The sequence below is a fragment of the Streptomyces dengpaensis genome, assembly GCF_002946835.1.
In the GTDB taxonomy this organism is placed as follows: domain Bacteria; phylum Actinomycetota; class Actinomycetes; order Streptomycetales; family Streptomycetaceae; genus Streptomyces; species Streptomyces dengpaensis.
Genome location: NZ_CP026652.1, coordinates 124,303 through 145,300, shown reverse-complemented (window position 1 = coordinate 145,300; position 20,998 = coordinate 124,303). Strand labels below are relative to the sequence as shown.

The 20,998-nt window shown below is 68.0% G+C and carries 19 protein-coding genes and 2 pseudogenes; 15 read left to right on the top strand and 6 right to left on the bottom strand.

What is annotated here, in order from left to right; all coding sequences use genetic code 11:
* Nucleotides 1-245 precede the first annotated feature (245 nt).
* A pseudogene (istB, locus tag C4B68_RS42355) lies at nt 246-937 on the top strand (IS21-like element helper ATPase IstB); the annotation flags it as partial.
* A gap of 27 nt (nt 938-964) precedes the next feature.
* A protein-coding gene (locus C4B68_RS44550) for an IS630 family transposase (protein ID WP_441349335.1) occupies nt 965-2,001 on the top strand; the annotation gives its coding sequence in 2 pieces (ribosomal slippage) (nt 965-1,369 and nt 1,372-2,001; 1,035 coding nt in all).
* 52 nt (nt 2,002-2,053) lie between these two features.
* Here C4B68_RS44550 and C4B68_RS00680 read toward each other — a convergent pair.
* Nucleotides 2,054-2,587, bottom strand: coding sequence for a hypothetical protein (locus C4B68_RS00680; RefSeq protein WP_099506788.1), 534 nt, complete (start codon nt 2,585-2,587; stop codon nt 2,054-2,056).
* Nucleotides 2,588-2,677: 90 nt separating this feature from the next.
* Here C4B68_RS00680 and C4B68_RS00675 point away from each other — a divergent pair, with 90 nt between their 5' ends.
* Complete coding sequence (locus tag C4B68_RS00675; RefSeq protein ID WP_099506785.1) at nt 2,678-3,295, top strand: hypothetical protein; 618 nt, start codon at nt 2,678-2,680, stop codon at nt 3,293-3,295.
* Here C4B68_RS00675 and C4B68_RS00670 read toward each other — a convergent pair.
* Nucleotides 3,264-3,653, bottom strand: a complete 390-nt coding sequence (locus tag C4B68_RS00670) for a hypothetical protein (protein ID WP_099506786.1) — start codon at nt 3,651-3,653, stop codon at nt 3,264-3,266. The genes C4B68_RS00675 and C4B68_RS00670 overlap by 32 nt on opposite strands.
* A gap of 82 nt (nt 3,654-3,735) precedes the next feature.
* On the opposite strand from C4B68_RS00670, the gene C4B68_RS00665 reads away from it, so the two are divergent.
* Nucleotides 3,736-4,638: an IS982 family transposase gene (locus C4B68_RS00665; protein WP_099506787.1), complete on the top strand. Its 903-nt coding sequence runs from the start codon at nt 3,736-3,738 to the stop codon at nt 4,636-4,638.
* 82 nt (nt 4,639-4,720) lie between these two features.
* Here the strand turns inward: C4B68_RS00665 and C4B68_RS00660 are convergent, their stop codons facing one another.
* The 3 genes from C4B68_RS00660 to C4B68_RS00650 form a co-directional block, all read right to left on the bottom strand.
* On the bottom strand, nt 4,721-6,298 hold the full coding sequence (locus C4B68_RS00660; protein WP_099506840.1) for an IS1182 family transposase: 1,578 nt from the start codon (nt 6,296-6,298) through the stop codon (nt 4,721-4,723).
* Nucleotides 6,299-6,554: 256 nt separating this feature from the next.
* Complete coding sequence (locus C4B68_RS00655; RefSeq protein ID WP_099506831.1) at nt 6,555-7,685, bottom strand: methyltransferase domain-containing protein; 1,131 nt, start codon at nt 7,683-7,685, stop codon at nt 6,555-6,557.
* Between the two features lie 8 nt (nt 7,686-7,693).
* Complete coding sequence (locus C4B68_RS00650) at nt 7,694-8,572, bottom strand: radical SAM/SPASM domain-containing protein (protein WP_240634101.1); 879 nt, start codon at nt 8,570-8,572, stop codon at nt 7,694-7,696.
* Nucleotides 8,573-8,716: 144 nt separating this feature from the next.
* Between C4B68_RS00650 and C4B68_RS00645 the strand changes: the two genes are divergently transcribed.
* From C4B68_RS00645 to C4B68_RS42695, 5 genes and pseudogenes are all read left to right on the top strand, one after another.
* Nucleotides 8,717-9,253, top strand: a complete 537-nt coding sequence (locus C4B68_RS00645; RefSeq protein ID WP_104880062.1) for a hypothetical protein — start codon at nt 8,717-8,719, stop codon at nt 9,251-9,253.
* Nucleotides 9,254-9,539: 286 nt separating this feature from the next.
* Nucleotides 9,540-9,668: a hypothetical protein gene (locus C4B68_RS43995; RefSeq protein ID WP_276311527.1), complete on the top strand. Its 129-nt coding sequence runs from the start codon at nt 9,540-9,542 to the stop codon at nt 9,666-9,668.
* Nucleotides 9,665-10,189: a recombinase family protein gene (locus C4B68_RS00640; RefSeq protein ID WP_104879930.1), complete on the top strand. Its 525-nt coding sequence runs from the start codon at nt 9,665-9,667 to the stop codon at nt 10,187-10,189. Before C4B68_RS43995 ends, C4B68_RS00640 begins: the two co-directional genes overlap by 4 nt.
* Before the next feature lie 429 nt (nt 10,190-10,618).
* A complete protein-coding gene (gene ltrA, locus C4B68_RS00630; protein ID WP_099505979.1) occupies nt 10,619-12,055 on the top strand; it encodes a group II intron reverse transcriptase/maturase in 1,437 nt (478 codons plus the stop codon).
* 230 nt (nt 12,056-12,285) lie between these two features.
* Nucleotides 12,286-13,020 (top strand): annotated as a pseudogene (locus tag C4B68_RS42695) (recombinase family protein); the annotation flags it as partial.
* A 794-nt stretch (nt 13,021-13,814) separates the two neighbouring features.
* Here the strand turns inward: C4B68_RS42695 and C4B68_RS42690 are convergent.
* Entirely contained in the window at nt 13,815-14,669 is an 855-nt protein-coding gene (locus C4B68_RS42690; RefSeq protein ID WP_240634091.1) for an IS5 family transposase, read from the bottom strand.
* 295 nt (nt 14,670-14,964) lie between these two features.
* On the opposite strand from C4B68_RS42690, the gene C4B68_RS00615 reads away from it, so the two are divergent.
* The 6 genes from C4B68_RS00615 to C4B68_RS41155 all read left to right on the top strand — a co-directional run bounded on the left by C4B68_RS00615 (nt 14,965) and on the right by C4B68_RS41155 (nt 20,904).
* On the top strand, nt 14,965-15,249 hold the full coding sequence (locus tag C4B68_RS00615) for a hypothetical protein (protein ID WP_206337053.1): 285 nt from the start codon (nt 14,965-14,967) through the stop codon (nt 15,247-15,249).
* Between the two features lie 38 nt (nt 15,250-15,287).
* Nucleotides 15,288-15,746, top strand: a complete 459-nt coding sequence (locus C4B68_RS00610) for a hypothetical protein (RefSeq protein WP_099506356.1) — start codon at nt 15,288-15,290, stop codon at nt 15,744-15,746.
* A complete protein-coding gene (locus C4B68_RS00605; protein WP_099506357.1) occupies nt 15,743-16,822 on the top strand; it encodes a hypothetical protein in 1,080 nt (359 codons plus the stop codon). Before C4B68_RS00610 ends, C4B68_RS00605 begins: the two co-directional genes overlap by 4 nt.
* A 29-nt stretch (nt 16,823-16,851) precedes the next feature.
* Complete coding sequence (locus C4B68_RS00600) at nt 16,852-18,213, top strand: MFS transporter (protein WP_099506358.1); 1,362 nt, start codon at nt 16,852-16,854, stop codon at nt 18,211-18,213.
* Between the two features lie 617 nt (nt 18,214-18,830).
* Nucleotides 18,831-20,186: a hypothetical protein gene (locus C4B68_RS00595; RefSeq protein ID WP_143674534.1), complete on the top strand. Its 1,356-nt coding sequence runs from the start codon at nt 18,831-18,833 to the stop codon at nt 20,184-20,186.
* 82 nt (nt 20,187-20,268) lie between these two features.
* The gene (locus C4B68_RS41155; RefSeq protein WP_143674536.1) at nt 20,269-20,904 is read left to right on the top strand and encodes a DUF6461 domain-containing protein; all 636 of its coding nucleotides are present in this window, start codon (nt 20,269-20,271) and stop codon (nt 20,902-20,904) included.
* Nucleotides 20,905-20,998 lie beyond the last annotated feature (94 nt).

The following is a 20,998-nucleotide window of genomic DNA, read 5'->3' as shown; positions in this document are numbered from 1 at the left end:
CCGCGGCCAATGTGCGCCGATCGTCCATGGCTGCATCCTCGCAGGGCCGGTTTGAGCGAGAGCTTGCGGATGCCCCACGTCGCCTTGTTCGTATCCGGGGCGGGATCAGGGGCACCTTTCTGGTGAGTCGCGGGCGGTGCGCAGCTGGAAGCCGACCCAGTCGCCGGGTGCCTGCACCGGGATCTGCTCGGCCCAGGAGGCGAGCATCAGCTCCAGCGCGCTCGTGCGCGCTGAAGCTGTCGGGCATGCTGGAAACCCTCGACGCCCGCCTGGCCCAGGCCCACGGCGGCGAGCTGGGACACCTCGAATTCCTCCAGACGCTCTGCCAGGACGAGATCACCCGCCGGACACCGTCGCCTTCCAACGCCGCCTGCACCGCGCGAAGTTCGAGCAGCAGGTCACCCTGGAGGAGTTCGACTTCGCCGCCTCCCCGAAGCTGCCCGCGGCCCAGATCCGCGACCTCGCCGCCCTGCGCTGGCTGCACACCGGCGAGTCCATAATTCTGTTCGGGCCGGTCGGCGTCGGGAAGACACACGTCGCCCAGGCGCTCGGGCACCTGGCCATCCGGCAGGACGCCAACGTCCGCTTCGCGAAGACCAGCCGCATCCTGGCGGACCTGGCCGGCGGCCATGCGGACCGCACCTGGGACCGTCGGCTGCGCGAGTTGGTACGTCCCGACGTGCTCATCCTCGACGACTTCGCGATGCGCCAGCTCACCGCGGCCCAGGCCGACGACCTCTACGAGCTGGTCAGCGAGCGGCAGGGTCGGTCCCTGATCCTCACGAGCAACCGGGCGCCGAGCGACTGGTATCCGCTCTTCCCCAACCCCGTCGTCGCCGAGTCACTCCTGGACCGGCTGATCAACACCAGCCACCAGGTCATCATGAACGGCCTCAGCTACCGGCCCAACAAACGGCCCCGAGGAGGCTCCGAGAAGACAAAGCGGCGGGCTGCGCGTGAAGGGATCCGGCTGGACGCCGGGCAGAGGTTCGCACGAGGTGCCAAGACTTCGGACATCGCCAGAGAACTGCGGGTGAGCGAGCGTTCGGTGGAGCAATGGCGCCGCAACTGGCGTGAGGGCGGTATGGAGGGTCTGAAGTCGAAGGGACCCGCGAAACTGCCGAAGCTGTCGGACGAACGGTTCGCCCTGCTGGAAAAGGAGCTCGCCAAAGGTCCGGCCACGCATGGCTGGGAAGACCAGCGGTGGACACTGGAACGCGTCAGAACACTGATCGGCCGCCAGTTTCAGATCAGCTGCTCTATCGCGGGAGTGTGGCGACTCCTGCACCGCCACGGCTGGTCCTGGCAGAGCCCGGCCCGACGCGCGCTGGAACGTGACGAACGCGCGGTCGAGCTCTGGAAGAAGGACGTGTGGCCGCAGGTGGAACGACCGCGGCGGCGCTCGATGCCTGGATCGTCTTCGAGGACGAGGCCGGGTTCGCGATGACGCCGCCACGAGCCCGCACGTGGGGCCGGCCGGGACAGACTCCCATAGTCACAGTGCGGGGCCGGTCCCGACGACGGATCTCGGTAGCCGCGATGTGCTGCTACCGGCCCGGCGAGAGGTCCCGACTGATCTACCGGCCCCGCTTCCACTCGCTCCTCAAAGGAGCACGCAAGAGCTTCGCCTGGCAGGACTACCGCGACCTCTTGGTCCGCGCGCACCTGCAACTCGGCGCCCCGATCGTCGTCGTCTGGGACAATCTGAACACCCATCGCACCGCCGGACTGCGCGCGTACGCCGCCGGCCACGACTGGCTCACGGTCATCCAACTTCCTTCCTACAGTCCGGACTTGAATCCGGTGGAAGGCGTCTGGTCCCTGTTACGGCGAGGGCCGATGGCCAACATTGCATTCGCCGATCCCGACCACCTCACCCGCACCCTCCGCCGAGGCCTCGCCCACATCCAACGCCATCCCGAACTCATCGACGGCTGCCTCACCGAGACCGGACTGACCCCCACCCCAGACCACCCGAAGCTAATCCGACAAGGTCAGTAACCGGGAAAGTCGGGCGATTTATCGGGTCCCCTCTGTCTGCGTATGCGATGGACTACCAACGGAACATGGGGAGCGGATGGAGCGGGTGCCGCGTGATGTGCCGGGTCGCCTCGCGCAGCAGGAAGCGATGGAACCCGCAGTACGGCAGTGCCTCGGTGATCTCGTCGACCTCCCGGCGTCCGAGACCGCTGCGGAGATGACCTCGCATGACGTCGATCCGGTCGGCCTTGCGAAAGGTCTCGATCAGCGGATCGTGCACGGGGCGCAGCTTGTGGTGCAGTTCCACCATCTGTATGACCCGCGGCAGGTCTGCCACCTCGGCCTCGCCGGCATGCTGGCGCGCCAGCTCCGCCGAGGGCGCCAGGTAGTCGAAGGTGCGTGCGGTCCAGATCCCCAGGTCGTGCACTGCCCAGGTGAGCGCCTGGTCGTTCGAGACCTCTTTGCGCCCGAGCAGTCGCCGCTGGTAGTTGAGGCCGCGGTAGACATGGTTGCGATAGGTGTCCAGGTCCGGGCCGATCTGCAGGCGGTAGTGCGCCAGCACGGCTTCGACCACGGGATGCGACGTCACAACGGGGCCATCTGGCATGACCACAACCCTAACGCAGGGTGCGGACCGACCTGTTCCCCACCGGACCGGGAACAGGCGGATTGTTCGACGGCCCGCGGTCGCCTACTGGTGCTGCGCCGCTCTGCGTGGACGTCCGCCGTCATCGACGGGGTCGCGGCCAGGACCACGGCATACCTGGCGGGCCGCGGAACGCTGCCCCGTGGCACCGACGCGATCCCCTACCAGTGGATCGTCGCCGCCCGCGGACGCGACCTGCAGGCATGCGGAGCGAAGGAGACCGCACCGGCCGAGTGCCTGAACGCTTTGGGGGACGCCGGATGGGACGCTCTGATGGGAGCGGCCGACAGCTCCCTGCGCTCCGGCGAGTTGGCCGCCGCGCTGGTGGGCAGCGGACTGGCCGCCCTGCGTATCCGGGAGGTGGCGGACCCGGCCGCCGTACGCCCCGTCTGGCGGCGGGCTCCCCTGTGCGCATTGCTGCTCACGGCGCCGCTGCTGCCGTACCTGTCCGGCGGCCCCACCTACGACACCAGCGAGCTGTACCCGCAAGAGGAGGAACTCCTCGACGAAGTAGGGCAGTTCCTGATCAATTCCAAGGGATGCCTGCGGAGGGTGTGGGGTGGGCGGCGGCCGAAGCCACCGCGAGACGGTCAGGCGGCAGGCTGCCGGCCCTGGTTGTCGAGGTGGCAGCGGGCGGTCAGGCGTCAGGGTCGACTTCGGGGTGCGTGAACCGCACGGGCTTGCCCAGCGACCGGGCGTAGGCGATTTCGGCTCGGGTGCTGTCTCCGATGTAGTCGCCGACTACGAGCACCTCATCAGCGAGCCGGATCTTCGCTCGGTGCAGATCGTCGAGTCGAACCTTCAGCGCCTCGGCCTCGACAGGATCGGACCAAAGTTCGTGCGGCGACTTCATGTCACAGCCCGGTTTGACGACAATCTTTCCGGCTTTGGTCTCCCGCAGATCGGCCTCGGTCATCTCGGTCATGAAGCGGGTGGAGCCGCAGATCACGACGATACGCGGGAGGCTCAGCTGCTTCTTCGCGTCGGCGAGCCTCTCCTCGGGGGTGAGCAGTTGCGGGTATGACACTGGTTCCTCCTGGTGGTGTGGTCCAAGGGGTGCCTGCGGAGACGAGAACGAGGGTGTCCAAGATCGTTTTGTAACGAACGACGTGGACACCCTCGCGACAGCACTCTATGCGACGACCGACGACATCCTGAAGGAGCATCCTGGGCTGGCGCCGTGGCGCCCGCCGGTCGGCATTACGCCCCGCCTGAGCGATGCCGAACTGGTCACCCTCGCCACGATGCAGGCCATACTCGGCTTCACCTCCGAGGCCAAATGGCTCCGCCATGCTCGTGCCCACCTGCGCCACCTCTTCCCCTACCTGCCCCAGCAGCCCGGCTACAACAAGCGGCTGCGCAAGGCCGCCGGTCTGATGCGAAGCGTCAACCGGATCCTGGCCGCCACCATCTCGGTGTGGAGCGACGACGTATGGGTCGTGGACTCCACCCCGGTGGAATGCGGCCGCTCCCGCGAGACCGTCAAACGCTCCGACCTGGCAGGCTGGGCCGAATACGGCTACTGCGCCAGCCACAGCCGCTTTTTCTGGGGCCTGCGCCTGCACCTGGTGTGCACCCTTCAGGGCCTGCCCATCGCCTTCGTCCTGACCGGGGCCAAGGCCGACGAACGCGAGACCCTCCTTGACCTCCTGGCCGCCGAATGCGAGCTTCTGCGAGAGCGCCCCCGACAGACTCTCATCGGCGACAAGAACTACTTCGGCCGTGGTTTCGAACGCGAACTGTCCGAGCATGGAGTCCAGTTGCTGCGGCCTGCCCGTAAAGGTGAATGGGAACGGCCTGGTGCCGCCCTGTTCAAGCCGCTGCGGCAGGTCATCGAATCGATCAACGAGACCTTCAAGGGACAGCTTGACCTCGAACGGCACCGAGGGCGCACACCCGGAGGTGTCATAGCCCGCGTCATGCAACGCATCCTCGCGCTGACCGCCGCGATCTGGCACAACGACGCCACCGGACAAACCGTCCTACGCTCACTGATCGCCTACGATCACTGACCCCTTGGAATAGATCATCTAGAAGGCTGCTGAAAATCTTGTTGTTGGGGCTGTCCGGCCGTGGGCCGGGCGGCCCTTGTCGCTATGCGGTGGCCGGGGTGAGGTGCCAGGTGGTGCCGGTTCGGGTGAGTCCGAGGTTGATCAGTCGGCGGAGGTTGAGGGCGGCGGCGCGGTGGTGGAGCCAGATGTTGTTGGCGATGATGCCGCGGTGCGGGACGCGGCGGTTGCCCTTGGCGACCAGCCAGGCGATGGCGCGTTCGACCGGGGGCCGCCATCTGCGGTATTCGGCCTGCCAGGCTGGGTCGGCCGCCTCTCGCCGGGCGGCGGTCAGCAGTTGGTGCTGGGGATGGACGTTGAGGGTGCGTCCGGTCTTGGAGGTGGTGCAGCGCCCGCGCAGGGGGCAGTCGGCGCAGAGGTGTTTGAACTGGGCGGTGCGGGCGCCGTCCGCTTTGACCTGGCCGAGGTTGGCGGTGCGTCCGGCCGGGCAGGTCGCGGTGCCGGCGGCTGGGTCGATGCGGAAGTCGTCGATGGTGAAGCCGCCGGGGATCACCTGTCGCAGCGGCGGTGGCTTGATGACCAGGGTGTGGCCTGCGGCCTGCAACTGTTCGCGCAGGTCGCCGGTCCCGTAGGCGGAGTCGCCGAGCACGGTTAATGCGCCGTCCTCCCCGTCCAGCAGTTCACCGGCAACGGCCGCTTCGTGGCTGCCGGGACCATAGCCGCCGGTGAGGGCGACGGCGGTGAACAGCCCGCTCTCCGGCTCGAAGGAGACGTGTCCTTTGAAGCCGTCCTGGTGGCGGGTGCGGTTTTTGTGGATGTGCCGGGCGTCGGGATCGACGGTGGACACCGTCCGGTCGGGCACGGTGCGCTGGGCGATGCGCCAGCGCCCGTCGCGTCCGTCGGAGTCGGGGGCCGGCTCGACGTCCTGCCCGGCGACCAGGGCCAGCAGGCCCACCGCGTTCGCGGCCTTCTCGCCCAGCTCCCGCTCGGGCAGGTGCCCGAGCAGGTTGAGGGCGTCGGTGACCAGCGCATCGACCAGCGCGGCGCGCGCCTGCTCGTCGTTCCAGGCGATCTTCGGTTTGCCCGGGTCGGTGTAGTCGTGCGCGTGGCAGTGCTCTGCGGCCACCTCCTGGGCTCCGGGGACCTCGCGGATCACCCGGCGGATGGCGGAGATGATCTGGGTAACGGTGTCCTGGGTGGCCACCGCGTCATCGAGGACGGTGGAGTCCAGCGCCCGCCGCTGCCTGCCCTTGAGTACGCCGGTCGCGGCCACGACTTCCTTGACCTTGGTGAAGATCCGCATCGGATCGGCCGAGTGGCGCAGACGGCGCCTAAAGTACGTCAGCAGCGACGGATCGAATGCCATGTCGTACAAGCCCAGCCCGCAGGCCGCTTTCCACCGCAGATCACACCGCAGTTCCTGGACCGTCTCGAAGTCCGACAACCCCTGCAGGCTCTGCAGCACCACGGTCGCGGCCAGGACCTGCGGCGGCAGACTCGGACGGCCGTTGGACGAGGGATACATGTCGGCGAACATCGACGGCGGGAACAGTGCCTCCCGGTGCTCGGCCAGGAACGCAAACACGCTCCCGGCCGGGATCAACTCCCGGCAGGTCTCCCACACATCCGGCCCGGCCATCTCCCCGGCCCATTCCCCCTGCATGCCTACAAGACTGGCCCCGGCCCGGCCGGGCCGGGGCCAGAACCCGCAACATTTTCAGTGATCTTCTAGGCGCCGCCCACGGTCGCCGGCCTTCGGCCGTGATCCGCCGTAGACGGCAGGGGGAGACGCCTCGTGGCCGGACAGCTTGCAGCCGGGCAAAGTGCCCGTGTTCTGTGGCTGTGTTCTGTTGCACCCGGTTGCTGTGTCCCCCGGGCAGGGGACCACCTGGGGGACACTGCGGAGGGCAGGTCTGGGGCTACAGGGTGCACGCCCAGGACCCGCGGTTCAGGGTGGTCACCCCGTCCGGCGTGATGGTGACCCGGGCGCCGTAGACGGGGAGGGCGCCCTCACGGTTGAGGCGGTTGCGAATGCGCTCCAGAGCGGACCACAGCCGCCGGGGGCCGCCCTGGTGTACGACGGGCGGCTCGAGGAATCCGGTCGCCGTGGCGCGGGCCCACGACCCGTCGGGGTACCGCAGCCCCACCGTGCGGGTGTCGCCGTCCTGGCTGAGCCGGTAGTCGATGCCGGGGAGCTGCAGCTCGAGCATCGACATGACGTCCCACGCGTCGGGCGGGTACAGCAGCGGGTAGCGGCTGGTGAAGGTTTCCTCTGCCTCGTCCTGCGCCAACGTCTCCCAGACGTCGTCCGTCGGGTACTCGTAGTCGTTGCCGTGGCGGGTGCGCATGAACCCGGCCCGGTCCCACTCGATGCGGCCCGTGGCGCCGCCGTCCTCCGTTTTGTTCGCGGTCAGGATCAGTCCCGTTCCGGCGATCGTCGTCACCAGCCGGCCGCCGGGCCGCAGAGCGCGCAGCCAGGAGGCAGGAACGGGCCGGACGGACACGGTGGCAACGATGCGGTCGTACTCGCCGGGCAGCTCCCCGGTGATGTCACAGGCGGCCAGGTGCGGGTGCAGCCCGATGGAGTCGAGCCGTTCACCTGCGACCTTGACCAGGTGCGCGTCGACGTCCACGCTCGTCACCCGCTCCTCGCCGAGCCGTCGGCACAACAGCGCGGTGCCGTAGCCGGTGCCGGTCGTCACCAGCGTCCGGGAGTCGTCGGCGATCACCGCATGCCGGTACATGGTCACCACCAGTCCCGGCAGCGTTGACGAGGAGGTGGGTTTGCCCGCCGTGGTCGTGGCGTCGGCTTCGGCGTCGTCGGCGTGCAGGGGGCCCAAGCGGGTCACCAGCGTTTGGTCCGAGTAGACGGCACGCATCCACGCTTCGGGGTCGGCCAGACCGTCTCGCAGCTCCCATCCTTGGTCGCCGTCTGCCCACCAGCGCGGCACGAACACGTGCCGCGGCGTGGTGGCCAGGGGGTGGTGCCAGCGTGACTCGGGACGGACCACTTCGTCCGCCAGGCGCCGTGCGTGCGTCTGCCAGTCCATCGGGCCTCCTAGTCGTACGCGGGCTCACAGGCGGGGGTTTCGGCCAGCGCGCAGTCTGAGCCGTCCTGGTCAGGATTGCAGGCCGTGGCCGTGCGGGGTGAGGGCATGCACGAGTCCTCGTCCGGCGTGCAGCCCTTCCGGTGGTGCCGCGGGATGCTTGCGGCGACCTGTGCCCACCGCTGTCCGGCGAGCACCTCGATCAGGGATCCGGTCTTGACGTCGCCGGCGGGCAGGAACCGGCCCAGCACGCACGGGGCGACTTTCCCGTCGGGCAGGATTGCCGCCTTCCCGTCCGCGCACCGCCCGCACAGCTGGGACGTGGACGGGATCAGCGTCTTCGCTGCGTTGCCGACACCGCGCACCCGGTCGACGTGGACCCGCGTCACACCCAGCCTGGTCATCTCGGCGCGGGCCTGCTCGGAGCGCTGCCCGTCGCGCATGTGGACGATGCCGACCTTCACGCAGATGCCGCGGCGTACGGCCTCGATGATGTTGGCGCGGGTGGAGCCGTGCGAGCCCTTCCGGCCGGTGATCTGGTCGTGTTCGGCGGCGTGGTCGGAGTAGTACGAGGTGCCCAGCGTCACGGACGGGTGCGAGAACAGCGTCCAGTGCTCCGCATGCACCCGGTACAGGTTGGAATACGCCTGGACTCGCCGGCCGGCGTCCAGAGCGTGTCCGACCAGCTCGGTGAACTCGGGGTGCAGGGTGGGCTCGCCGCCGATGAACTGCACGGTCTCCACACCGATGGTGGCAGCTTCGTCGATGACACGTCGCCAGTCGTCACCGGTCATGCTGCCGTGCCCCTGCGTCGGGCCGGCCTGCGCGTAGCAGTGCGACGCGCACGTGAGCTGGCACCGCCCGGTGATCTCCAGCTCCAGGAACGTCACCTGTCCCAGTTTTGCGGCTACCTCGGGAGCTAAGAAGTTGTTGTCTTTCCGGACTTGAGGGCTGCGTTTCCGCTGGTCGGGCGTAGGGCCGGAGGTCCCGTGGGAGTAGTGGCCTGTCGTGCTGTCGCTCCCGGGAGGTCGTGGATGCCGTCGGTGGCTGGTCTGTTGGAACAGCGTGAGCTGGGTGCCCGCCGTCGCGTGGACGAGCTGCGTGAGGAGGCCGACCGTATCCAGGCCGAGTTGGCCGTGGCCGAGCTGGAATGGCAGGAGTGGGTGATCGCCCGCAGGCGGGTCGATACGGTGCTGGCTTCGGACGGCGGCGATACCGCCAGCACGGAGTTCACTCCGGATGTGCGGGATGCGGCTGCGCCGTCGGCGCCCCGGGATGCGGTGAAGCCGAAGTCGCAGGTGCCCATGTGGCGTGAAGGGCAGCCCTGGTCGGTGCTGTCGGCGGACTACCAGCGCATCCTGCAGGCGGCCGGAGACCGAGCCCGGCTCGGTCAAGGGCCGCTGACCTGCCAGGAGATGGCCGCAGCGTTCGGGATGGACGTGGTGCCGGCGCGGGTGGAGGCACTGCGGTCGAAGGCGAAACGCCTGGTCGCGCGGGGCTGGCTGGCCGAGCCCGCGCCGGGCCGGTTCACCCTCGCGCAGGGTGTGGCCGGGCCAGGCGGCGCGTCATGAGCAAGATCATCGACCAGTAGACCATCGCCTCGGCGCTGGCGGTGCGGCGCTCGAAGTCGCGCACCAGGCGACGGGTGCGCATCAGGTGGGCGAAGAACCGCTCCATCGTCCAAGCACACTGCGCTTATGGATAGTCAAGGCAGCGGGCTGACGCCGATAATCGGCCGTGAGGGCCTGCAGCGCTTGGTCGTTGTGGCCCGACGGTTGCGGGGCCGGCTGAGCGACGAGGGGAACAGGTCGTCATGCGAGACGACAGGGACGTCGGCCCCAGAGAACGATTCCGGTGGTGCCGGACGGGCAGGTGTGGGCAGCACTGCCGGGGGCGAACCGGCAGGCGGTGGTGGGGCAGTTGGTGCGGCTGGCGAGCCGCGCGTTGTCGGCCGCCGCGACGGCGAGTGAGCGGGACCGGCGATGACCTCGGTGATGCCGTGGGAGCGGCCTGGCAGCAAGATCGACGACCGTCACCTGCAGCGGCTCGCGGTGATCTATGTCCGCCAGTCCACCCGCCAGCAGCTCGTCGAGCACCAGGAGTCGACCCGGTTGCAGTACGCCCTGGTAGACCGGGCGGTCGCGCTGGGCTGGCAGGCGGACCGGGTCCTGGTGATCGATGATGACCTGGGCAAGTCGGGGTCGAGTGCGGTGGCCCGCACCGGCTTCCAGCGGCTGGTCACCGAGATCGGGCTGGACCACGTCGGTCTCGTGCTGGGGATCGAGATGTCCCGTCTGGCCCGCTCCGGCAGGGACTGGTACCAGCTGATCGGTGCGCCACGAAGTACTACGTCATCGTGTGGAGGTGAAACGACTTCACCGCCTGGCCGTCGCAGCGGCCGGGTTGAAGCTGGAGGCAGCCTGAGCCGGGGATCGCCGGGGAGGGTGGAAGCAGCCTCGACAACGTCGGGACGGGTCGGTACTGCCAGACGGTCCGGGTCCGGCTAGCGAGGTCAGAAGGCGTAACGCAAGTGAACCAGTGGTTGAAGCTCCGTAACGGTGCCTCCCGGCTCCAATCTGGCGGATATGGGCCGGGATTGCAGTACGTGACCCGATTCGATTAGGCGGGTCAACTCCGAAGCCGGTTCCAATAGACGGTGGGGAGGCCACGCTGAAAGCCTGCGGCGTAGGCGTGGCGATGCTGCCGGGGTATAGCTGGACGCCGACCTGGCCGAACGATGCGTAGTGAACGTGGGAACCACCTGCGGTCGCCCTCCCCCCGGACATCCGGTCCGGTGGTGGGCAGGCTCGTTGCCGGCTGACGGCCGTCGGGTGGGGCGGAGGCCCCGTAGTACTCCGAGCCGGGGAGAACCCGGCACTTGGGGAAGGGGGCCAGCAAGTCGGCAGGGAGGATGCTGGAATGCCGGGAGGACGTTGGTGAATACCGACGAGCTGGAGTGGGCCTTGATGAAGGCCGAGCGCCGGGTACTGGAGATCCAGACCAAGCTGCACCGTTGGGCCGTAGAAGATCCTCATCGACGGTTCGACGACCTGATGAACCTCGTAGCCGACCCCGCGTTCCTGCTCATTGCATGGGACCGGGTTCGGAGCAACAAAGGGGCGAAGACCGCAGGGGTGGACGGCCATACGGCCTCGTCCATCGCGCTGCGGCCGGGCGTCGAGGCGTTCCTCGACGAGCTGCGGACCTCTTTAAAGGACCGCAGTTTCCGTCCACTGCCGTCGCGGGAGCGGCTGATCCCGAAGCCGGGGACGGCCAAGCGCCGCCGCCTGGGGGTCAGTTCGATCCGCGACCGGATGGTGCAGGCGTCCTTGAAGCTGGTGCTAGAGCCGATCTTTGAGGCGGATTTCCTTCCGTGTTCCTACGGATTCCGCCCCAAGCATCGGGTCCATGACGCGGTGTCCGAGGTGCGGCACTTCACGTCCCACTCCTATGAGTGGATCGTTGAGGGCGACATTCGGGCCTGTTTTGACGAGATTTCGCATCCTGAGTTGCTAGACCGGGTGCGGGGTCGGATCGGCGACAGACGCGTTCTGGCGCTGGTGAAGGCGTTCTTGAAGGCGGGCATCCTCACGGAGGAGGGCGCGCTGGAAGACACCGATACCGGTACTCCTCAGGGTTCAATTCTTTCGCCGTTGCTCAGCAACGTCGCTCTCGCGGTCCTGGACGAGCACTTCGCCCAGGCGCCGGGAGGCCCGGCGTCCAAGTCCTGGGAGCGCGCCAAACGCCGCCGCCACGGTCTTCCGAATCACCGGCTTGTCCGGTTCGCGGACGACTGGGCGCTGATGGTGGCGGGCACCAGGGGCGACGCCGAGGCCTTGCGCGAGGAGGCCGCTCAGGTGCTCGCCCGGATCGGGCTGCATCTGTCGGAGGAAAAGACCCTGATCACCCATATCGACGAGGGCATGGACTTCTTGGGCTGGCGCATCCAGCGCCACCGCAAGCGGGGCACAGACCGGAAGTACGTCTATACCTATCCGTCCAGAAAGGCGCTCCGCGCCGTCATGGCGAAGGTCAAGACCATCTGCCGACAGGTCGATACGAACCATCCGCTGGACATCCTCCTGCTCCGGATCAATCCGGTGCTGCGGGGATGGACCGCGTTCTTCCGCCCTGGGGTGTCGAGCGTGACCTTCCAGTTCCTGGACGCCTATGTCTGGCGCCGGGTGATCGGATGGATCCGCCGCAAGCATCGCAGGATCTCCCGGAAGGAGCTCCGCCGCCGCTACTGCGACGGTGGATGGTGGCCTAGAGGCCAGGAGCGGGAGCTGTTCCACACCGGGGTGGTACGCACGACTCGGTATCGCTACCGGGGATCGGTGATTCCCTCACCCTGGCCGCTGGCAGCGGCATGAGGATCGAACCACGGCCCTGACCGGGGCTTGTGGAGAGCCCGTTGCGGGGACGACTCGCACGGCGGGTTCGGGAGGCGGTCCGGAGAAACGGGCTGGTCGAAAGGCCAGAACCGCGCTCCGGGCCGACCTTACAGCTGTGTGCCCTGTCGGGTGCGGTACTGGCGGACACCGACGGGGTCTACGACCCGGCCGAGTACAACGACCGGCTGCTGCTGGGGCTCAAGGGCACGATGAGCGAGGCCGAACTTCACCTGATCAAGCAACGGATGTGGAGCGGGCGCCTGAACAAGGCCCGCCGAGGCGAGCTGGCCTTCCCTCTGCCCAGCGGTTACATCCGCCGCCCGTCCGGGGAGGTGACTTTGGACCCGGACGAACAGGTGCAGACCGTGATTCGCGTGATCTTCGCGCAGTTCGAACGGCTCGGCACGTTGCACGGTGTCCTGCGCTATCTCGTCGACCATGACATCCAGTTAGGCATCCGGCTGCGTGAGGGGCCGGACAAGGGCACCCTGGAATGGCGAAGGCCGAACCGGATGACGTTGCAGAACCTGCTGCACAATCCCGCCTATGCCGGCATCTATGCCTACGGGCGGCGCCGGATCGACCCGCGCCGCCAGGACCCGGCCCGGCCGAGCACCGGACGGGTCGTCCGCTCCCGGGACGGATGGCATGTGATGATCCCGAACGTCCTGCCCGCCTACATCACCGTCACCCAGTTCGAGACGAACGAGGCGAAGCTGGCGGCCAACCGCGCCCGCGCCGAAGCCATGGGCACGGTCCGGGGCGGCCCCGCCCTCGCGGCCGGGCTGGTGCACTGCGGACGCTGCAACCGGCGCATGAGCGTGCGCTACCACACCCAGCACAGCAAGGCCCTGCCCGAATACGTGTGCGCCCGGGACAAGACCAACTACGGCGCGGAGAAGAACTGCCAGCTGCTCAACTCCACCTGCGTGGACGCCTTCGTCGAGCAGCAGGTCCTCGCGGCACTCACGCCCGCCGCCGTCGAGGTGTCCCTGCACGCGGCCGACCAGGTCCTGGCTGAGCGAGCCGAGCTGGAACGGCTGTGGTCACAGCGGCTGGAACGCGCCGCGCAGGACGCCGACCGGGCCCGCCGCAGCCACCACCTCGCCGAACCGGAGAACCGCCTGGTCGTGCGCCAGCTGGAGAAGGAGTGGGAGGACGCACTCGCCGCCCAGCAGCAACTCCGCGAGGACTACGACCGCTTCACCCGCAGCAGCCCGCACATCCTCACTCCGGCCGAGCGGCAGACCCTCACGGCTCTGGCCGGCGACATCGAGGGTTTGTGGCGTGCGCGCAGCACCACGACAGCGGACCGCAAGGAGATCGTTCGCGCGGTCGTCGACAAGGTCGCCGTCACCGTGCTCGGCACCAGCGAGCAGGTGAAGGTCACGATCGTCTGGGCTGGCGGGACCACTACGGCGGGAGAGGTCATCCGCCCGGTCCAGCGGCTGGATCAGCTCAGCTACTACCCGCAACTGACCGAGCGGATCCGCGAACTCGCAGGCCAGGGCATCGGCGCCAGCGGGATCGCCGACCGTCTGGAAACCGAGGGCTTCAGGCCCGCGAAGGGTGGCAAACGGATCTCCGCGGCCACCGTCCGCGACCTCATGCGCCGCCTCGCCTGCCCCGCAGGCCGTGTCCACCGGCACCGTCCCGCACCACCCGGCGAAGAGCCCGGCCCGGACGAGTGGTGGCTCAAGCACCTGGCCGCCGAGCTGGACATGACCACCTCCACCCTCTACGCCTGGATCAACCGCGGCTGGATCACCACCCGCCGGGAGAGCCGCTGGCCCCACCGGCTCATCGCCCACGCCGACCAGCGAGAGCTCGCCGAACTCCGCGAACGCCGGACACGTCCGCCTGGCTGGTACAGCCGCCGCATCTGGACCGAGACCGCCGAAACAGCAGGGCAACAGACTCCATGAGTGCACTGTGCTTGACAGATCTCGACGATCCACCGCTTGGGCAGCACCACGAACCCCTTCTGGTCGTCGCTGCGTCTGACGATCGCCAGGACCAGCGCGAGCGTGGCCAGGCAGTACTCGACGAGGCTGCCGGTGTAGCCGCCATCAGCCCAGACCAGGGCCAACCGATGGTGCGCGTCCGCGACTTGGTGCAGCAGGACCCGGGCGGCGGCGCGGTCGCCGGTGTCCGCAGCGGTGACCATCACCCCCAGCAGCAGGCCGAGCGTGTCGACCACGACGTGCCGCTTGCGCCCGTTGATCAACTTGCCGCCGTCGAACCCGCGGCTGTCAGAGCCGACGACGGCGTCCGCCTTGACCGACTGCGAGTCGATCACACCGGCCGTCGGCTCCGCGTCGCGGCCCAACTTCTCGCGGACCTTGGCGCGCAGCCGGTCGTGGAACTCCTTGACCATGCCGTGGTCGCGCCAGCGGCGGAAGAACGCATACACCCGGTCCCACGGCGGGAAGTCGGCGGGCATCGCCCGCCACTTGATGCCATTGTCGACCAGGTAGCGGATCGCATCGAGTATCGCCCGGTGGCAGTACGCCTCCGGCTGCCCTCCCCGTCCGCGCATCCAGCCAGGCACCGGCAACAACGGCCGGATGGCCGCCCACTCCGCGTCCGTCATATCCGTCGGATAACGCGGCTGCCTGGACCCGTTGTCGGCGGCGTTTCCGAACCGGTGAGCCAGACAGTCACACTCCAGCATGACTGAACTGGACTGCCCGCCCGTCGACACGGAACACTGCGGCACCAGGGCCTCCTGATGTTGCTCGGTGATTCGACACCAACGAGCTGTTCAGGAGGCCCTGCTCGTATGCGCCGAGCACCCCGCGACCACCCAATCGGGACTCCCGTGCGATCGACAAACCCCAAGATCGGTACGACAACAGCTACTTACCGTCGGGGACCATGCCCCGGCGTTGCTCGACAGGTGCCACCCCGCCAGCAGCCCATGGCCCCAGGACACTCCGGCGCTCGCTCGCCTGGCCGACGCCGAGACCCTGCTGGAGGAGCTGGTCTACGGCGATCCGCTCCCGACGCAGGAGCGCAACGCGCGGACGTGGCCGGCCATTGAGACCTGGCTCACCGACAGCGAGACGTTCGTGCGCCAAGCCCGCGTCAGTGCACCACACCAGCGCACAGCCCTCGCCGTATCCGCACCGCCACGTCCCCTCCCTGCAACGCATCCCGTGCACCGCCGCTGACCGGCTCCGCCCCCGACATCGTGAGGAGAACCCCGCCTTTGGAACCCGGCACCCACTTCGTCTTCGGCACTCATAAGGAACACGGCTTCGTCGCGTCCTTCACTCCCTCCATCTCCCCGCACCTGGCACAGTGGTACCTGGTCAGGGAGCAGTTCGAGCCCGTCTCCAGCGAACTTGGGCTCTTCCGACTCGCCGAGCCCGAGCGCGACGGGCCCCGCCGCACCCGCCAGGCCGTGCACGATCTGCGCCGCCAGGGCTACGCCGTGCACGCCGACATCCCGCTCGGCCCCGCCACCTCGGCCAGCCCACCACGTCCGGTCCGGCCGAACGGGCTCCTGGAACGCCGCAGCCGTCTCGCACAAGCCGCCGCCGGCCCAACGACGCAGCGCGGCAAACCGCCCGCCACCTCGCCGCCGACGGCCCGGCCGATCCCGCCGAGGCCCACCTACGCGCCGACCGTCCACCTGACGGCCTCGGATGGCGGGCGAACCCGATGAGCGACCGTGTGCCCGAAGGCTCCCTGCTCGCGGTGACCGACCTCGCGTACCGAGCAGGCGACTTCCGGCTGCGGATGTCCGTCATCGGCCGCGAGACCGATACCGCGCTCGACATGACCCGCGACCGCTTCGGTCGCACCGTTCACGCAGGCGCCGCGGCAGCCGCCCTCACCCGCCGCAACCAGGCGGCCGTCGAGGCGTACCGCACGCACCTCGCCCCGTACGCCGATGGATTGCTCAATGCCGCCCGCCGCGCGCTCGACGAGCTGCCGCCCGCCCGGCACCTCACCGGGTGGCAGACCGTGCTGGATGCTCTTGGAACCTCCGCCGCCGAGATCCGCCGGGCCCTCGACCGGCCCGCCGCCCCCGGCTCAGCGGCCGAACGCGCACAACACGCGGTCGACCGGCCCGCCGCCCCCGGCTCAGCGGCCGAACGCGCACAACACGCGGCCCTGTGGCCCCACCTCGCCTCCTGGGCCGACCACAGCTTCATCGCCAGCAGCCTCGTCGGCCAGCACCATCAGCCCGAGACCCCGCTGACCGGCGAAGAACAACAGAGGTGGACCGAGAAGGCCCAAGCCGCGCAGAGGCGAGGCGAGCTGGAGCTGACGGAGTCGTGGTACGCCGCCGACGGCCAGCCGATCACCCTCGCCCATCTGATCGAGGACGACGACTCCACGTTGATCGCCCTCAGAGGCGATCCGGACGCACCGGGCTGGCAGGTGATCGGGCACTACGCCCACGAATACGGGGCCGGGCAGATGCTGCCCGCCCCGGTCCCACCCGGCGTACTGCGCGCGAACGTCTGCCTGCAGGAACTCCTGGAAACCGCAGGCCAGTTCGCAGCCGCGCTGGAGACCGTGCAGGGCCGACAGATCGCGGTCCGGCTCGCCGCGCTCGGCCGGCAGATCGACTTCCTCATCCGCGAAGTGCACGAGGTGGCCGAGGACCTCGGCGCGACCGTCGCCGTCCTGCCGCCGCACCGAACCCCCCAGCCGCGGGCCCGCCCGCGCCCTGCCGTGGACACCACACCGCCCACGCCACCGCGCACCCCCACACCCGCCCGCCGCCGCTAGGCGCCGTCACTCGAGAGAGAAAGCACCCGTTGCCCCTGACCGCACCCCCGGCACCGGCACCGCGCATCACCTATGGCGCGGTGCTGGCCAGCCCGTACGTAGCCCGCCTGCTCGGCGGCACCCTCACCGGCCGCCTCCCCAATGGCATGGCGCCCGTCGCCATCCTCCTGTGGGCCACCGCGACCGGAGGCAGCATCGTCTTCGGCGGTCTGCTCAGCGCCCTGTACGGGCTGTCCTCCGCGCTGGCGCAGCCGGTCAAGGGACGCCTGATGGACCGCCACGGCCAGACCCGGGTGCATCTCCCGGCCGCGCTGCTCAACTCGGCGCTCCTGGTGGCCCTGCCGGCGGCCGGCCCGTACGGTGGGCCGGCCCTCGCCACGGTGATCGTCATCGCCGGCGGCCTGACCACGCCGGCTTTGGAGGCCGGGCTCCGTGCCCTGTGGCCGAGCGTGCTGCCCAACCCCCGCCTCCGGCACGCCGCGCTCGCCCTCGACACCGGCACGCAGGGCCTGCTGTACATCGTCGGTCCGTTGCTGGTCGCCGCGCTCGCCTCCGCGTACGACCCCGCCGTCGCGCTCGCCGTCACCGCCGCCCTCGGTTTGGTCGGCACCGCCACCGTCGTCTTCACTCCGCCCTCCCGACGCTGGCGTCCCGCACGGTGCGCAAGCGCGCATGCCCGCCCGAGGCGCCGGCTGGCCAGCCCCGGCACGGTGCTGCTGTTCGTTTCCCTCACCGGCATCGGTTTTGCGATCGGGGCCATGAACGTGTGGTCGATCGCCATGGCCGAGCACCACGAGCAGGACATGCTCTCGGGGATCATCCCCGCCGCGTTCTCGACCGGCAGCTTCCTGGGCGGACTCATCTACGGACGCCGCACCTGGACCGGCACCACCACCGGCCAACTGATCGCTGCTGGGGCCGCGTTCCTGGTCGGGTGGCTCCCGCTCCTTGCCCTCCTGGGCCCGTACGCGGCCACCGCTGCGGTCGTCGTGCCCGGTGCGTTCCTCACCGTCGTGGTCGCCTGCGCTTACGTGACCACCGACATCCTGACCCCCGCGGGCCGCACCAGCGAGGCGTACGCGTGGCTGATCCTGTCGATCGGCGCCGGGCAGTCCGCCGGCACCGCCCTCGCCGGACGCCTCGCCGAGCACCCCCTCGCCAGCGCCGCGCTCCCCGCCGCCGGAGCGGCCTTCGCTCTCGCCGTCCTGCTCGCCGCGCGCCCGCAGTTCCGCCCCGCCGGGCACCTCTCCCCGCTGTCCGGCCCGAGGCCAGCACAAGACGCCCTGATCAGGAGCGCAACCCCACTACTTTCCAACCGCTTTGAGGAGATTCATATATGGCCGTTGTCGGTAAGTCCGGCTATTGGAACGAGTGGAATGCCCTCCGGGTAGGCGTGTGCCAGGAGGGGAGATCGCGCACTGGGACCCAAGAAGCCTGATCCCTCGCTGCGGTCATCCGGGACACCAACTACGCGACCGCCGCCTGAAGTCCACCCTCCGAGCCGCGACCTCCCATGCCTCCGTCTCCTCGGACAATGACACCATGGCCCCCTCGTCCGCCCGCCACAGCAGAGGGAAGCGCCCCCAGACATACGTCAGTTGACGTCCTTCCCAGGTCAGGAACTCCATCCAGCGGAACTGACACGCAACGTTCTTGGTGCCCTGTGGCGGTTGAAGCAGGCTTCGAACACAGGACGGGAGGGACCGGACCAGCCGCCCTGGCCTCTTGGCCATCAGATGGGCCATCGCCCCCGATCCAGCAGGTACAACGAAGCCGTGGCTGCGTCCGCTCAACCCGTACAGCGGCCTACGCAACTATGCCCTTCTCCAACGCCGCGGTGTAACGGGCCGACCGGGATTCATTGATAGTCGCCGCCGTCGTTTACTGTCCGGAATTGATCGTTGACGAAGTGATCATGCCGTGAATGCCTGGGCTGTCGAGACGGACGCAAGCGTCCGTACGACGACCTGGGGGAAATTTGCGCACCAGACATAGAAGATCTCTGGCAGTGGTTGCAGCATCAATCCTTGCGCTACTTGCGCCCGTCACGGCCAGTGCCGACACAACGCCTTCGGCTCGACCATTAGCCGCAATAGCCGAAGACGAGCAGGCCAGCACCAGCTCCACCCAGAATATAGGCGATCGACCGTCAGAATTCCAGAATCTCCCTGAAACGAATCAGGCATCACCGCAGTCCACCTGCGCTGAGACAAAGCGCAATCTGAAGGCTCTCAAGAAGGCTGGCCAGAAGCGGGCCGTATGCTTCGAATGGCAGACCCCGAAAGAGTTTGCAAAGACGCAGGGTATTTCATCCTCATCTGCGGCGAGCGTCGTGTGGTGCGGAGGAGAACCGGAGAATCAGGTCTATGTGACACGCGATTCTATTTGCTCGCGGCACGGTGTCGTCATCATCATGATGGACGTAACGACGGGTGTGATCTTGGGCAACGCCTACGGCACCCTTGAGCAGGAGATCGACACCCAGAACGCAATCCCTGAGTTCTTCGAGTACATGAAGTTCGATCTCACGAAGGCTGACCTCACGTCGAGTGCGATGACAGTGAAGGTGGACGCGATCTGCTCACTCGACACCAGCTGTAAGCAGAATGCAGACCCGTGGAATGCACCTCGACCAATCACGGTCGGTGGGTCAATCGACGGCGGCTTCACCCGTTCGTGGACCGGCAACACAGGGAACAAGTCTTTCCTCATCAGCTATGCGCTGACTGCCAACATCGGAGGGACCGTCGGTACGACCAGGTGGGGAGGCCACGGGGAGCAGAACGGCGGTCAGTACCTGGTGCGTTGCGACGCGGAGGTTGGCAGTTACGCGGGTTGTGTCGTACCGGCGTTCACCCCCACCTTCGTGGTGAGTCAGCAGTACAGCCAGGCTCGTCAGTTCATCGGCATGGTCCAGGCGAGCATGGCAACGCACCCGGGCTGGGAAGGCCGCGGGCAGCCTCTGCACCGCGAGTCCGTCCAGAGCGAAGTGGACAAGAACCGCGCCGTGGTCTGCGACAGCACATTCAAGCCTCACGCGAGCACCCCGCCGCCAGTCCAATGCGACGAGTTCCCGTTCGCCAGGACGAAGGAGAGCGGCAGGCGGCTAGGGGTCACGTCTGGAGCAGCCTGCCAGCAGTACATGGTCACCTCTCAGACCATCGAGGGCAAGCTGTATCTGTCTCTCACATGGCCCGGACTCAATCAGGGCAAGCTGCCTTCCGCGGACGCGAAGTGCGCCCGCGCCAGCATGCCGAAGGCACAGAATGAGGGCGTGGGCGGCGATCTCGGAAGGAAGACAGTGGAGTGGCGTCTCCTTGAGAACGACGCCTACTGGGTAGACGCTGGCCAGCCGGTAGGGTAATACCCGCACGGAATGCACGGTCCGGCCCACCGAACGGCGGGCCGGACCGTGCAGTGATTAGTTAATCGATCGAGGTGGCATTGTGAGCGCCAGCATCTTCCCGAACTCCCAGCTCTACGGAACCGGGTACTGCGCCCTCTTTGTGAGAGGGATTCCCCCTACCGAGCTTCTAAGCAGGGTGTCAGGAGGTGAGATCCATCCGATCCCCTTGAATCGTCTCGAAGCAGATGCTATCAAAGCGTTCGGGGAAGACATCGACGAGGGAGATGTTCCCGGCCTGAACGTGGATGAGCTGCACAGCAGCGGCATTCTCGATAATAGCGGTCCGTTGCTTCGTGCCGGTACCCACGGCGACTGGTCCTTCGCCATTGAATCTGAAGGACCCTACCTTGCAAGTGATGAAATCCTCAAGTCCGTTTCGCGCGGCACGGTCGCCCTGTCTGCGAGGCTGAGCGAGACAGGGTCGACATGGATCTCATATGCGGAAAACGGCGAGATCCTTTCCTCCTTTGACCCGCTCTTTCCTGAGCACGACTACGGAAAGCATCCCGCAACCCTTGAGGAACTCACCGCATACCGGGAGGCCATCGATAGCGGGGACCGATCAGAATCTTACGAAAACGCAATGCGGAAGATCCAACAAGAGCTACAGTGCGCCGCGCCCCAAGAGACGGATGCTGCTAGCCTGCTTGCCGTCCGTATCGCCGGGGGGTATTGAAGACGGGATTCTCTGTTGCGGATGCCTGCCCAACAACGAGTCTTCCTGTAGGGTCGGGGGCTGGCACGGTGGCGGAGCACGTCCGCTCCGTTTC